13 protein-coding genes are annotated in these 13,755 nt (G+C 72.1%); 8 read left to right on the top strand and 5 right to left on the bottom strand.

Features of this window, described 5'->3' with window-relative positions:
• Positions 1–6: 6 nt before the first annotated feature.
• Positions 7–711, bottom strand: coding sequence for a L,D-transpeptidase family protein (locus WQO_RS05605; protein WP_029181981.1), 705 nt, complete (start codon positions 709–711; stop codon positions 7–9).
• 354 nt (positions 712–1,065) lie between these two features.
• Between WQO_RS05605 and WQO_RS05600 the strand changes: the two genes are divergently transcribed.
• From WQO_RS05600 to WQO_RS05590, 3 genes are all read left to right on the top strand, one after another.
• Complete coding sequence (locus tag WQO_RS05600) at positions 1,066–2,259, top strand: argininosuccinate synthase (protein ID WP_010057223.1); 1,194 nt, start codon at positions 1,066–1,068, stop codon at positions 2,257–2,259.
• A gap of 116 nt (positions 2,260–2,375) precedes the next feature.
• On the top strand, positions 2,376–3,803 hold the full coding sequence (argH, locus tag WQO_RS05595; protein ID WP_010057224.1) for an argininosuccinate lyase: 1,428 nt from the start codon (positions 2,376–2,378) through the stop codon (positions 3,801–3,803).
• 102 nt (positions 3,804–3,905) lie between these two features.
• Positions 3,906–4,877, top strand: a complete 972-nt coding sequence (locus tag WQO_RS05590; RefSeq protein ID WP_010057226.1) for an aldo/keto reductase — start codon at positions 3,906–3,908, stop codon at positions 4,875–4,877.
• Positions 4,878–4,932: 55 nt separating this feature from the next.
• Here the strand turns inward: WQO_RS05590 and helR are convergent, their stop codons facing one another.
• Entirely contained in the window at positions 4,933–7,098 is a 2,166-nt protein-coding gene (helR, locus tag WQO_RS05585; RefSeq protein WP_010057228.1) for an RNA polymerase recycling motor ATPase HelR, read from the bottom strand.
• Positions 7,099–7,351: 253 nt separating this feature from the next.
• Here helR and WQO_RS05580 point away from each other — a divergent pair, with 253 nt between their 5' ends.
• Both WQO_RS05580 and WQO_RS05575 read left to right on the top strand, forming a co-directional pair.
• On the top strand, positions 7,352–7,903 hold the full coding sequence (locus tag WQO_RS05580; RefSeq protein ID WP_010057230.1) for a TetR/AcrR family transcriptional regulator: 552 nt from the start codon (positions 7,352–7,354) through the stop codon (positions 7,901–7,903).
• Positions 7,900–9,444 carry an MFS transporter gene (locus WQO_RS05575; protein ID WP_010057231.1) on the top strand — a complete coding sequence of 515 codons (1,545 nt, stop codon included), beginning with the start codon at positions 7,900–7,902 and terminating at the stop codon, positions 9,442–9,444. Before WQO_RS05580 ends, WQO_RS05575 begins: the two co-directional genes overlap by 4 nt.
• A gap of 71 nt (positions 9,445–9,515) precedes the next feature.
• On the opposite strand, the gene WQO_RS05570 is transcribed toward WQO_RS05575, so the two are convergent.
• The gene (locus WQO_RS05570; protein ID WP_006123280.1) at positions 9,516–10,187 is read right to left on the bottom strand and encodes a lysophospholipid acyltransferase family protein; all 672 of its coding nucleotides are present in this window, start codon (positions 10,185–10,187) and stop codon (positions 9,516–9,518) included.
• Between the two features lie 263 nt (positions 10,188–10,450).
• Between WQO_RS05570 and WQO_RS05565 the strand changes: the two genes are divergently transcribed.
• The 3 genes from WQO_RS05565 to WQO_RS05555 all read left to right on the top strand — a co-directional run bounded on the left by WQO_RS05565 (position 10,451) and on the right by WQO_RS05555 (position 12,828).
• Positions 10,451–11,611 carry a glycerophosphodiester phosphodiesterase gene (locus WQO_RS05565; protein WP_010057232.1) on the top strand — a complete coding sequence of 387 codons (1,161 nt, stop codon included), beginning with the start codon at positions 10,451–10,453 and terminating at the stop codon, positions 11,609–11,611.
• A gap of 121 nt (positions 11,612–11,732) precedes the next feature.
• Complete coding sequence (locus WQO_RS05560; protein ID WP_010057235.1) at positions 11,733–12,278, top strand: sigma-70 family RNA polymerase sigma factor; 546 nt, start codon at positions 11,733–11,735, stop codon at positions 12,276–12,278.
• Positions 12,279–12,324: 46 nt separating this feature from the next.
• Positions 12,325–12,828 carry a GNAT family N-acetyltransferase gene (locus WQO_RS05555; RefSeq protein WP_010057236.1) on the top strand — a complete coding sequence of 168 codons (504 nt, stop codon included), beginning with the start codon at positions 12,325–12,327 and terminating at the stop codon, positions 12,826–12,828.
• A 49-nt stretch (positions 12,829–12,877) separates the two neighbouring features.
• Here the strand turns inward: WQO_RS05555 and WQO_RS05550 are convergent, their stop codons facing one another.
• Both WQO_RS05550 and WQO_RS05545 read right to left on the bottom strand, forming a co-directional pair.
• Positions 12,878–13,318 (bottom strand): hypothetical protein, encoded by a 441-nt coding sequence (locus WQO_RS05550; protein WP_010057237.1) that lies wholly within the window; start codon positions 13,316–13,318, stop codon positions 12,878–12,880.
• A 1-nt stretch (position 13,319) separates the two neighbouring features.
• Positions 13,320–13,679 (bottom strand): hypothetical protein, encoded by a 360-nt coding sequence (locus WQO_RS05545; protein WP_003970287.1) that lies wholly within the window; start codon positions 13,677–13,679, stop codon positions 13,320–13,322.
• Positions 13,680–13,755 lie beyond the last annotated feature (76 nt).

The following is a 13,755-nucleotide window of genomic DNA, read 5'->3' as shown; positions in this document are numbered from 1 at the left end:
CTCCGTTCAGTAGCGCGTGATCGCGGTCGGGCCCGACGAGGTCCCGACCGCGATGTGCGGCCGCCGCTCCGGCTCCGCCCAGGCCAGGATCTCCGCCATGGCGTCGGCGGGTACGGACACACAACCCGCCGTCGCCCCGCGCCCGTTCACATGCAGGAAGATCCCCGCGCCCCGATTGCGCACCGGCTGCTCGTAGTTGAAGCCGATCACCAGCGCCCGGGCGTACTGCGTGCCGTAGGAGACCAGGTGCTCGGCCTCCGCCGCCCGGCAGTGGGAGGGCCGCGGTTCCACCCAGCGGTTGTACGCGACCGAGTCGTTGTCCTGGCACCACCAGGAGTCGTCGTCCACCTTCCGGTACGGATACGTCGTCCCCGCCGGGGCGTCCTCGATGCCGAAGGCGTACGGCAGGTCGTACAGCCCGGTCGGCGTGGTGCTGGTGCCCTGCTCCCGGGTCGCCCCCTCGGCCAGCCCGTTCGCCCCGAACCGCGCGGGCGCGGACCCCGCCTCCGCCCACCGGCCCCCGCGCCGCTCCCACCAGGTCACCGTGCCGGTGGTGGACCCGGCGTCCGGGGCCTCGGCGGTGATCAGCTGCGTGCCGCCGCCCGTGTCCGCCAGCCGGTCCGGCAGGGGCGGTGCGTCGGAGGCGGGGGCGGCCCCGAGGGAGCCGGCCAGGGCGAGGAGAACGGCGGCGGTCACCAGTGATCTGCGCATGCTCCGGACCGTACGGCGACCGGGGCCGAGGCCCCACCGGACCTGCTCCGTACGGCCCAGCGGCGCACTTCCGGCGGGCCCGCCCCGTTCGGCCCGGCGGCGTTCCTCGGGCGGGGCGTCACCGGTACCCGGGGGCCGGGCGCCTCTGCAGCCCCGCCGCCCGCAACTGCCGTCCACCACTGCCCCTCCCCGCTCCCCGTGCTCGGCTGCCGATGCTAGGTGCCCTCCGGACCGAAAGTGCCGGAATTTCTCCGCCATGCAGTCAAGAGCGCCCCTCTGACCTGCCGCTTTGACAAACAATACGGAGGACCGCATAGTTATACCCATCAGTGATTGCACCGTAAGGAGAAACCCGTGACCGAGCGCGTCGTACTCGCCTACTCGGGCGGCCTGGACACCTCCGTCGCCATCGGCTGGATCGCCGAGGAGACGGGCGCCGAGGTCATCGCCGTTGCCGTGGACGTCGGCCAGGGCGGCGAGGACCTGGACGTCATCCGCAAGCGCGCGCTCGCCTGCGGTGCCGTCGAAGCCGAGGTCGCGGACGCCAAGGACGAGTTCGCCGAGGAGTACTGCCTCCCGGCGATCAAGGCCAACGCCCTCTACATGGACCGCTACCCGCTGGTCTCGGCCCTCTCCCGGCCGACCATCGTCAAGCACCTCGTCGCCGCCGCCCACAAGCACAACGCCGGGATCGTCGCCCACGGCTGCACCGGCAAGGGCAACGACCAGGTCCGGTTCGAGGCCGGCATCTCCGCGCTCGGCCCCGACCTGAAGTGCATCGCCCCGGTCCGGGACTACGCGATGACCCGGGACAAGGCGATCGCCTTCTGCGAGGAGAAGAACCTCCCGATCGCGACCACCAAGAAGTCGCCGTACTCCATCGACCAGAACGTCTTCGGGCGGGCCGTCGAGACGGGCTTCCTGGAGGACATCTGGAACGCGCCGATCGAGGACATCTACGAGTACACCGAGAACCCGGCCCTCCAGCGTGAGGCGGACGAGGTCGTCATCTCCTTCAAGGAGGGTGTCCCGGTCGCCATCGACGGCCGCCCCGTCACCGTCCTCCAGGCGATCCAGCAGCTCAACGAGCGGGCCGGCGCCCAGGGCATCGGCCGGATCGACATGGTCGAGGACCGGCTCGTGGGCATCAAGTCCCGTGAGGTGTACGAGGCGCCCGGCGCGATCGCGCTGATCACCGCCCACCAGGAGCTGGAGAACGTCACCGTCGAGCGCGAGCTGGCCCGCTACAAGCGGCAGGTCGAGCAGCGGTGGGGCGAGATGGTCTACGACGGCCTGTGGTTCTCCCCGCTGAAGCGGGCCCTGGACGGCTTCATCAACGAGGCCAACCAGCACGTCACCGGCGACATCCGGATGACCCTGCACGGCGGCCGCGCCGTCGTCACCGGCCGGAAGTCCGAGGAGTCGCTGTACGACTTCAACCTCGCCACCTACGACTCGGGCGACACCTTCGACCAGTCGAAGGCACAGGGCTTCATCGAGATCTTCGGTCTCTCCTCGAAGATCGCGGCCAAGCGCGACCTCGCCTGACTCCCTCTCGTTGTACAGCCGCCTCCCCGACGTCACGCGGCGGGGAGGCGGCCGCATATCCGCACCCTGCCTTCGCTTATGTCTTTACCTGGGCCTTCGTTCTTGAGGAGCACGCAGTGAGCAGCAACAACGGTGACGTCCGGCTCTGGGGCGCGCGGTTCGCCGACGGACCGGCCGAGGCGCTGGCCAAGCTGTCCGCCTCCGTCCACTTCGACTGGCGGCTCGCCCCGTACGACATCGCCGGCTCCCGCGCCCACGCCCGTGTCCTGAACAAGGCGGGCCTGCTCACCGAGGACGAGCTGACCCGGATGCAGGAGGGCCTCGACCAGCTCGAAGCCGACGTCGCGGACGGCTCGTTCACCGGCACCATCGCCGACGAGGACGTCCACACCGCCCTGGAGCGCGGACTCCTGGAGCGTCTCGGCCCCGACCTCGGCGGCAAGCTGCGGGCCGGCCGGTCCAGGAACGACCAGATCGCCACGCTGTTCCGGATGTACCTGCGCGACCACGCCCGGATCATCGGCGGCCTGATCGCCGACCTCCAGAGCGCGCTGGTCGGCCTCGCCGAGGCCAACGCGGACGTCGCGATGCCGGGCCGGACCCACCTCCAGCACGCCCAGCCCGTCCTCTTCGCCCACCACGTGCTCGCCCATGTGCAGTCCCTGTCCCGGGACGCCGAGCGGCTGCGTCAGTGGGACGAGCGCACCGCCGTCTCCCCGTACGGCTCCGGGGCGCTCGCCGGTTCCTCGCTCGGGCTCGACCCGCAGGCGGTCGCCGCCGACCTGGGCTTCGAGCACGGGTCGGTCGCCAACTCCATCGACGGCACCGCCTCACGGGACTTCGTCGCGGAGTTCGCCTTCATCACCGCGATGATCGGCGTCAACCTCTCCCGGATCGCGGAGGAGGTCATCATCTGGAACACGAAGGAGTTCTCCTTCGTCACCCTCCACGACGCCTTCTCCACCGGCTCCTCGATCATGCCGCAGAAGAAGAACCCGGACATCGCCGAGCTGGCCCGGGGCAAGTCCGGCCGCCTCATCGGCAATCTGACCGGCCTCCTCGCCACGCTCAAGGCGCTCCCGCTGGCGTACAACCGGGACCTCCAGGAGGACAAGGAGCCCGTCTTCGACTCCTGCGACCAGCTGGAAGTCCTGCTCCCCGCCTTCACCGGCATGATGGCCACCCTCACCGTCAACCGCGAGCGGATGGAGGAGCTGGCCCCGGCGGGCTTCTCCCTCGCCACCGACATCGCGGAGTGGCTGGTCAAGCAGGGTGTCCCCTTCCGGGTGGCGCACGAGGTGGCCGGCGCCTGCGTCAAGGAGTGCGAGCAGCACGGCATCGAGCTGGACCAGCTCACCGACGAGCAGTTCGCGAAGATCTCCGAGCACCTCACCCCCGAGGTCCGCACGGTCCTCAACGTGCGGGGCGCCCTCGCCTCCCGCGACGGCCGGGGCGGGACGGCCCCCTCCGCCGTCGCCGTGCAGCTCGCCGAGGTGAAGGAAGACCTGGCGGTCCAGCACGCCTGGGCGACTGCCCGCCGGTAAGGGCAGCAGGTGGTGGCGGTGTCGTAAGAGGTCCACGAAGGGTGTCGCGAGCTACGTTCACCGGGGTAGGAGTAACCGAAACCCGACCCCGAGGAGCCCGCGATGCCCTTCGCCGCCCTGGCCGCCGCGACGACCCCGACCGCCCACATCGGACTCGGCCTGGCCGCTGTAGGGAGGCCCGGCTACATCAACCTCCATCGGGACCGCGACCTGCCCGCCGACCGCGACCCCGACGCCCTGCGCGCCCGTACCCACGAGCTCCTGGACGCCGCCTACGCGCAGGGCGTCCGGTACGTCGACACCGCCCGCTCCTACGGCCGCGCCGAGGAGTTCCTCGCCGAGTGGCTGGACGCCCGGCCCTCGTTCACCGACCTCGTCGTCGGCTCCAAATGGGGCTACACCTACACCGCCGACTGGAGCGTCGAGGCCGAGCACCACGAGGTCAAGGACCACAGCCTCGCCACCTTCGAGCGCCAGTACGCCGAGACCCGCGAGCTCCTCGGGGGCCGGCTCAGCCTCTACCAGGTCCACTCGGTCACCCCGGACAGCCCGGCGCTCACCGACAAGGAACTGCTCGACCGGCTGGCCGCCCTGGCCGCCGACGGCGTCACCGTCGGCCTCTCCACCAGCGGGCCCGCCCAGGCCGACGCGATCCGGGCCGCCCTCGCCGTCACGGTCGACGGCGAGCCCCTCTTCCGTACGGTCCAGGCCACCTACAACGCCCTGGAGACCTCGGCCGCGCCCGCGCTCGCCGAGGCCCACGACGCCGGGCTCACCGTGATCGTCAAGGAGGGCATGGCCAACGGGCGGCTCGCCGGGGACGAGGCCCCCGCCGTGTTCCAGGAGATCGCCGCCGACGCGGGGGTGGGCGGCGACGCCGTAGCCCTGGCGCTCGTCCTGCACCAGCCCTGGGCGGGCGTCGTGCTCTCCGGCGCCGCCACGGCCGCCCAGCTCTCCGGCAATCTGCACGCCGCCGTCGTCGATCTGGACGACGAGCAGCGGGCGAGCCTCGACGCCCTGGTCGAGGAGCCGGAGGCGTACTGGCGGCACCGCGCCGGGCTGCCCTGGCACTGACGCCGACCCGGCCCGGCGGCCTGCCGAGCCGTGCCGCCGACCCGGCCCGGCGGCCTCAGGGACGCGTGAGGATCACGAGTTCCCGGGTCGCCCGGGTCATCGCCACATACCGGTCCACCGCTCCCCGGACGCCCTCGCCGAACGTCTCCGGGTCGACGAGCACGACCAGGTCGAACTCCAGGCCCTTCGACAGCTCCGGGGTCAGCGACCGCACCCGGGCCGTCGGCCGGAAGTCCGGGGCGCCGATGACACAGGCGGTCCCGTCCTTGTGCGCGGCGAGCCGGTCGGCGAGAACGGTGTCCAGGTCGTCGACGGAGCCGTGGGCGACCGGGATGCCGCTGCTGCGGACGGAGACCGGCACATTGGCGTCCGGGAGCGCGGCCCGGACCACCGGCGCCGCCTCCGCCATGATCTCCTCCGGCGTGCGGTAGTTGACGGTCAGCGAGGCCAGGGTGATCCGGTCGAGACCGACCCGTTCAAGCCGCTCCCGCCAGGTCTCGGGGAACCCGTTCCGGGCCTGCGCCCGGTCCCCGACGACGGTGAAGCTACGGGACGGGCAGCGCCGGATCAGCATCTGCCACTGGGCGTCGGTCAGTTCCTGGGCCTCGTCCACGACGATGTGAGCGAACGGCCCGGCCAGCACATCCGGCTCCACCCCGCTCGGCCGGTCGGCGGTGGCCAGGGACTCCCGCAGATCCTCCCCGCGCAGCATCACCAGCGCCCCCTCGCCGTCCGCATCGGCGTCGGCCAGCGTCTCGTCGGCGAGCAGACTCTCGACGACCCGGTCCATCTGCTCCCGCTCGGCGGCGGCCGCCGCCTCGTGGCGGCGCCGGCGCCGGGACGCCTCCGGATCGCCGAGCCGCAGCCGTGCCGCGTCCAGGATCGGCAGGTCGGACTCCGTCCAGGCCTGAGCGTCCGCCCGCCGCAGCCGCCGGACCTCCTCGGCGGTCAGCCAGGGGGCGCACTTACGCAGATACGCGGGTACGGACCAGAGGTCGGCGACCAGGTCGGCCGCCTCGATCAGCGGCCAGGCGCGGTCGAAGAGGGCGAACAGCTCCCGGTTCCGCCGCAGCGAGGCGCGCAGGTGCTCCTCGGGCGCATCGCCCTCGTGCTTGTCCACCAGGGTCGTGAGCAGCTCCTCCCAGACCTGGTCGCGCGCCTGGTTGTGCGGCGTGCCCGGGTCCGGCGCCCCGAAGGCCGAGGCCCAGTCGGCGGCGCTCAGCCAGACGTCGGACCAGTGCGTCTCCACCCGTACGCCCTCGGCGGGCGGCTCCTCGTAGAACCGGACGGCCGGCTCGACCGCCGCCACCAGCTCCGCCGACGCCTTCAGCCGGGCCACCTCCGGATCGCTCTCGGGCCCCGCCGCCGCGCCCTCGGCGACCAGGTCCCGCAGGGTGCACGTCTGCACCCCCTCCTCGCCGAGGCTCGGCAGGACATCGGCGACGTACCCGAGATAGGGCTCGTTGGGCCCGACGAACAGCACGCCGCCGCGGCGGTGGCCCAGGCGCGGATCGGCGTACAGCAGATAGGCGGAGCGGTGCAGGGCGACGACGGTCTTCCCCGTGCCGGGCCCGCCGTCGACGACGAGCACGCCCCGGGAGCCCGCCCGGATGACGGCGTCCTGGTCGGCCTGGATGGTGCCCAGCACATCGCGCATCCGGGCCGACCGGGCGGAGCCCAGACTCGCGATGAACGCGGACCGGTCGTCCAGCGCGGCATGCCCGGCGAGCCCCTCAGGCGCGAACACCTCGTCCCAGTAGTCGCCGACCCGGCCGCCGGTCCACCGGTAGCGTCGGCGGCTCACCAGGCCCATCGGGTCGCCGTGGGTGGCCCCGAAGAACGGCTCGGCGGCGGGGGAGCGCCAGTCGACCAGCAGCCGGCGGCCCGTGCTGTCGGTGAGGCCGAGCCGTCCCACGTACAGCGCACCGGAGCCGTCCGCGGGGACCATGCGCCCGAGGCACAGGTCGAGGCCGAACCGGCGCAGGGTGCGCAGCCGGGCGGTCAGCCGGTGGATCTCCACGTCCCGGTCCATCGCGGCCCGGCTCGCCCCGCCGGGCGTCCGGCGCTCGGCCGCGAGCCGGTCGGTCAGCTCGGCGACCGACTGGTCCAGGCAGTGGGCGATCGCCGCGAAGTGCTGCTCGTCCTCGGCGATCAGCGCCGGGTCGGCCTTGGGGGAGAGCCGGTCGGGGAGGTCGAACGCGCTGGTGGTCAGGGGTGTCACGTCGTCAGTTCCGATCTGCGGGTGGTTACGGGGGCGGCGTCCCGTCCCGGCTACGGCGGACGATTCTGCGGCATTTGGGGGGCCTTGCCGCAAGGCCCCCCATGCGCTATAAGTTGAGAGTGGCCAGGAGAGGTTCTTCCTCCGGCCACTTTTTTGTTTCCCGGTCCCACCCCGCCGCGCCCGGTTCGCCCCCGGGTGAGCCCGCACGCTCTTCGATGAGACAAAAATGTCTCACATGGGTTATGGTCGTCTCATGACACTCGACCGTGAGCAGGTGCTGCGCAGCGCCGCCGCCCTGCTGACCCGTAAATCGACCGCCACCATGGACGAGGTCGCCAAGGCGGCGGGTATCGGCCGGGCCACCCTCCACCGCCACTTCGCCGGGCGCGACGCCCTGGTGAAGGCGCTGGAGAACCTCGGCCTCCAGGAGTTCGAGGCGGCCCTGGACACCGCCCGGCTCGACGAGGGCACCTCGGAGGAGGGGCTGCGCCGCCTCATCGCGGCCGTCGAGCCCAGCGCCGGGCTGATGTCCTTCCTCGTCAACGAGAACCAGCTCTTCGAGGGCGACGAGGTCAACGAGGGCTGGAACCGGGCCGACGCCCGCGTCTCCGCCTTCTTCCGCCGCGGCCAGGAACGCGGCGAGTTCCGTATCGACCTCACCCCCGCCTGGCTGACCGAGGCCCTCTACGGCCTCGTCGGCACCGGAGCCTGGTCCATCCAGGCGGGCCGGGTCGCCGCACAGGATTTCCAGTACATGATCGTCGAGCTGCTGCTCGGCGGAGCACGCCGGAGCGTGGAGCAATGATCAGCACCGAGAAGAACCCGGACACCACGGACGCGGTACGCCGCCCCGGGCGGTGGATCGCGCTCGCCGTCCTCGTCCTCGCCGTGCTGCTGGTGGCCGTGGACGCCACCGTCCTCGGTCTCGCCACCCCGTTCCTCAGCGAGGACCTGGAGCCCACCGGGAACCAGCTGCTCTGGATCGGTGACGTCTACTCCTTCGTCATCGCCGGCCTGCTCGTCTCGATGGGCAGCCTCGGCGACCGCATCGGCCGCAAGAAGTTGCTGCTGATCGGTGCCGTGGCTTTCGGCGCGGTCTCCGTGCTCAACGCGTACGCGACCTCGCCCGAGATGATGATCGTGGCCCGGGCGCTCCTCGGTGTCGCGGGCGCCACCCTGATGCCGTCCACGCTCGCCCTGATCCGCAACCTCTTCCACGACCCGCGCGAGCGCAGCCTCGCCATCGGGATCTGGGGCGCCATGGCCTCGGCGGGCGCGGCCGTCGGCCCGGTCGTCGGCGGATTCCTCCTGGAACACTTCTGGTGGGGCTCGGTCTTCCTCATCAACCTGCCCGTGATGGCGGTCCTCGTGGTCGTCGGCATCAAGCTGATCCCCGAGTCCAAGAACCCGGCCCCCGGCCCGTGGGACATGCTCAGCGTCGGGCTCTCCCTGGTCGGCATGATCGGTGTCGTCTACGCCATCAAGGAGACGGCCTCGCACGGAGTGAGCTGGGACTCGGCCGTGGCCGCCGTCGTCGGCGTCGGCGCGCTGACCTGGTTCGTCCGCAGGCAACTGCGGCTGCCCGCACCCCTGCTGGACATGCGGCTCTTCCACCACCGGGGCTTCTCCGGCGCGGTCCTCGCCGACCTGCTGACCATCCTCGGCCTGTCGGGCCTGGTCTTCTTCCTCTCCCAGTTCCTGCAACTGGTCCAGGGCCGCGGCCCGCTGGAGGCCGGACTCGCCGAACTGCCCGCCGCGATCGGCGCGGTGACCGCCGGTCTGCTGGCCGGATTCGCGGCCCGCCGCTTCTCGGTCCGCTCCGTCGTCTCGGGCGGCCTGGCCGCGGTCGGTCTGGCCCTCGGCAGTGTGACCCTGCTCGACCAGCACACCGGCTATCCGCTGCTCGGCGCGATGCTGCTGGTCGTCGGCGTCGGCGCGGGCTTCGCCTTCACCGTCACCGCCGACGTCATCCTCTCCAGCGTCCCGAAGGAGCAGGCGGGCTCCGCGTCCGCCGTCTCCGAGACCGCGTACGAACTGGGCGCCGCCCTCGGCATCGCCCTGCTCGGCTCCATCGTCACCGGTGTCTACCGGGGCTTCCCGACCCCGGCCGGCATCCCCGCCGACGTCGAGTCGGCCGCGCACGAGTCGCTGGGCGGTGCGGTCGAATCGGCCGCGGCGCTGCCCGCCGCGCAGGCGGGGCCGCTGGTCTCGGCGGCCCAGGAGGCGTTCGTCGACGGACTGCGGTCGGCCGCGGGCGTCGGCGCGGCGGTCCTGCTGGCGGCGGCCGTCGCCGCCTGGTTCCTGCTCCGGGGCCAGAAGCTGGAGGACGGCATCGAGCACCCGTAAGGGTGTACGACGAAGGGCCCGCACCCCACCCCGGGGTGCGGGCCCTTCTCACGTCTGCACGGCCCGTGGAATCAGGCCGCCTTCGCCTTCGTCGCGTACATGTCCACGTACTCCTGGCCGGACAGCCGCATCACCTCGGCCATCACCGAGTCCGTCACCGCCCGCAGCACATAGCGGTCGCGGTCCATGCCCTCGTAGCGCGAGAACTCCATCGGCTCCCCGAAGCGCACCGTGACCTTGCCCGGCCGGGGCAGACCCGCGCCGCCCGGCTGCAGTTTGTCGGTGCCGATCATCGCGAACGGGATCACCGGAGCGCCCGTCATCAGCGTCAGCCGCGCGATGCCCGTACGGCCCCGGTAGAGCCGGCCGTCGGGGGAGCGGGTGCCCTCGGGGTAGATCGCGAAGGCCTGGCCCTCCTCCAGCACCCGGCGGCCCGTCATCAGCGCCGCGACGCCGCCCCGGCCGCCGTCCCGGTCCACCGGGATCATGCCGCAGCCGGTGAAGAACCAGGCCATCAGCCGGCCCTTGAGCCCCTTGCCCGTGACGTACTCGTCCTTGCCGATGTAGAACACCGGCCGGTCGACACAGATCGGCATGACCATTGAGTCGATGAACGTCAGGTGGTTGCCCGCGAGGATCACCGGACCGGTCCCGGGAATGTTCTCGGCGCCCTCCACCTGGGGGCGGAACATCAGGCGCAGAATCGGTCCGAGCACTGCCTTGATGACCGTGAGACGGGACAACGGTTCCTCCGGTGTCGTGGCCGGGCCGGCCGCGCGGGAACGGGTCCCACGGGCGGTGGCCGGTGCCGACGGATGATGGTCGGTGCAGGTGAGGACGATACTCGCGGGTATGGGCTGATCGCACATCGGGTTCACGGAGCGGATACGCGGTGTTGACCTGTGTTTCCGCCACGTTGGCCGAAGGTCCGTCCTCTCTTACGTCTCCCAGCCTACGATCGGGCCTCGCTGGACCGGTCCCGGACATCACCGAGCGAGGAGTATTCATGACGGAGCGTGCGCGGAAGACCCCTGGCCGGCGGACCCTTCTGGGCGCCGCGGTCCTCGGCACCGCGGCCCTCGGCCTGCCCGCCGCCGCCCAGGCCGCCGAGCAGGGCCGCGGCCACGGCACGGGCGGCCACGGCTCGCTGCGCGATCTGCCCGTACCCACGGTGATCGGCCACCGCGGGGCCAGCGGCTACCGCCCCGAGCACACCCTCGGCTCCTACCAGCTGGCCCTCGACATGGGCGCGCACATCGTCGAGCAGGACCTCGTGCCGACCAAGGACGGCCATCTCGTCTGCCGTCACGAGAACGACATCACCGGCACCACCGACGTCGCCGACCACCCCGAGTTCGCCGGCCGCAAGGCCACCAAGAGCATCGACGGCGTCTCCTACACCGGCTGGTTCACCGAGGACTTCACCCTCGCCGAGCTCAAGACCCTGCGGGCCAAGGAGCGCATCCCGGGCAACCGTCCCGACAACACCCTCTACAACGGCCGGTGGACGATCCCCACCTTCGAGGAGGTCCTGCGCTGGGCCGAGAAGGAGGGCCGCAAGCGCGGAAAGCCCGTCTGGCTGTACGTCGAGACCAAGCACCCCACCTACTTCCGCAAGCTCGGCCTCGGCCTGGAGGAGCCGCTCGCCCGGCTGCTGCGCCGGTACGGCCGGGACCGCCGGAACTCCGCGCTCATCCTCCAGTCCTTCGAGCCCGGCTCGGTCCAGCGCCTGGCCCGGCTCGTCGACACCCCGCGCATCGTCCTGCTGTCCGGCCCCAAGGAGCGCCCCTGGGACTTCGTCGAGTCGGGCGACCCGCGCACGGTCGCCGACCTGGTGAAGCCCGCCGGACTGAAGTGGATGGCCTCCTTCGCCCAGGGCATCGGCCCCACCCTCGACCTGGTCATCCCCAAGGACGCCTCGGGGCGGCTCACCACCCCGACCACGCTCGTACGGGACGCGCACGCCAAGGGCCTGCTGCTCCACCCGTACACCCTGCGCAACGAGAACAGCTTCCTGCCCGCCGACTTCCGGCGCGGCACCGACCCCAACGCCTACGGGGACGTGTTCGGCGCCTGCGCGGCCTACTTCGCCACCGGCATCGACGGCATCTTCGCCGACCACCCGGACACGGCGCTGCTCGCCGCGGCGGACCACACGGAACGCTGACGCGGCGGCGCGCCTCCGGTACGCGGGGCGCGCCGTCAGCCGTACGCCCCCGCATGCCCCGGTCGGGTGGTGCGGCGCGACCGGAGCAACCGGCCGCCCCCACCGGCACGTCCGCCGGGGCATGACGCTTCTCGATCATGACCTCGACCCTGACTCCTCCACCGCCCTCGTCGTCCGCGCCCTGCAACCCCTGGTGCGCGCGGAGGCGAGGGCCGAGGCCCCGGCCGCCGGAGTCGAACCCGCCGACCTCGAACAGAGCGTCTGGGTGCGGCTGCTGGAGCGCCCGGCCGCCGCAGGAGCGCCCGCCGACGCCGCTCGCTGGGTCCGCGACACCGTACGGGCCGAGGCCCGCCGCGGCCGGCGCACGGTCCGGCGGGAACGCCCGTACGCCGGAACGGAACCCGTCGCCGGGGCGGCCGACTGCCCGGAACGCGCCGCGCTCGGGGCCGCCGAACGCCGGGCGCTGCGCTCCGCGATGGCCCGGCTGCCCGGACGCTGCCCCCGGCTGCTGGAGGCGTTACTCGACCCCGGCGACCCGACCTACCGGGAAATCGCAGGGGAGTTGGGTATGTCACAGGGGAGTTTGGGTCCGATCCGTTCCCGTTGCCTTGGATGTCTGCGCAGAATGCTGGCTGCGGAGGTTGTCGCCCCATCCGTGCGGGGATAGGGAGCGGTAGGCAACCGGCGGACAGGTGAGCGGGAGGCGTGCACACATGGGCATGAGCGTGACCATCTCGGCGGCGACGGCACAGGACGTCGAGCAGATCTTCAGACTTCAGTACCTCTGCTTCCAGCGCGAGGCGGAGCTGTACGACAACTACCGGATCGACCCGCTCGTCCAGACCCTCGACTCACTGCGCGCCGAAGTCGCCGACGACCTGGTGTTCGTGGCCCGGCTCGGGGATGAAGTCGTCGGCTCGGTCCGAGGATTCACCGACCCCGACGGCACGGGCCTGATCGGGAAGCTCTGCGTCCATCCCCGGCTCCAGGGCCACGGCCTCGGTGCCCGGCTGCTGCTGGCCGCCGAATCGGCACTGACCGCCGAGCGGGCGGCGACCCGCTACCGGCTGCACAGCGGCCACCGCAGCGAGAGCAATCTGCGGCTCTACCGGAAGGCCGGATACGCGCAGGTGGGCGCCGTCACCGGAGCCGACGGCGTACAGCTGATCCTGCTGGAGAAGGACGCCGCCGACCGGGACTTCGTGGCCAGCGCCTGACCGGACGCCGCGCGAGGCCCGGCGGAACGGTCCGGGTGGAGCCCCGGGCTCAGACCGCCACCGTCTTCGCGCGGCGCAGCCAGATCATCCCGGTGACCGGCAGGATCACCGGGATGAAGAGGTAGCCCATCCCGAAGTCCGACCACACCGTCGCGTCCGGGAACGCGGCCGGCTCGGCCAGCGTCCACGCGCCGACGACCAGCACGCCCAGCAGCTCCGCCGCGCAGCACACCAGCGCCGCCCTGCGGGCTTTCTCCCCGCCGCGCACCAGTGAGTAGGTGATGAAGCCGTACACCACGGCAGCGACGGCCGAGAGCACGTACGCCAGCGGCGCCCGGTCGAAGTCCATGATCATCTGGACGATCGAGCGTGAGGCCGCCGCGACCGTGAACACTCCGTAGAACCAGACCAGGACCCTGCCCGGTCCCGTGCCCAGTTCGAAGGCCGGCTTCGGGGCCGTGGCCACCTCGGGGCGGTCGGTGTCGCTCACGTCAGTTTCCCCAGATGTCATAGAGCCGGACCTCCAGAACCGCCAGCACGACCGCGCCCGCCGCCACCGTGACCGAGCCCCAGCGGGTCCGCTCGGTCAGCGACAGGAAGCCGGCCGCGGGCACCGCCGCGAATGAACCGATCAGATAGGCGATGAACACCGCCATGCCCTGCTCCGGCCGCTCCCCGCGCGCCAGCTGCACGACGCCCACCACCAACTGGGCCAGCGCCAGCACGGAGACGACCGCCATCCCGATGAAATGCCAGTCCTTCGTCGGCTGGTCCCGGTAGGCGGCGTGTCCGCACCAGGCGGCGAGGGCGAGCGCGGTCACGGCGACCGCGACCGTCAGGGCGTCAAGCATGAGTCGAGGGTATTACGGACGGAACGCCCGCCCGCGTGCGGCCCCGCCCGCCGCACGGGCGGCTGTCACCCCGCCC

The sequence above is a fragment of the Streptomyces globisporus C-1027 genome (genome assembly GCF_000261345.2).
GTDB lineage: Bacteria > Actinomycetota > Actinomycetes > Streptomycetales > Streptomycetaceae > Streptomyces > Streptomyces pakalii.
Note: the sequence above shows the minus strand (reverse complement) of the source record. Positions and strands in the feature narration are given on the sequence as shown.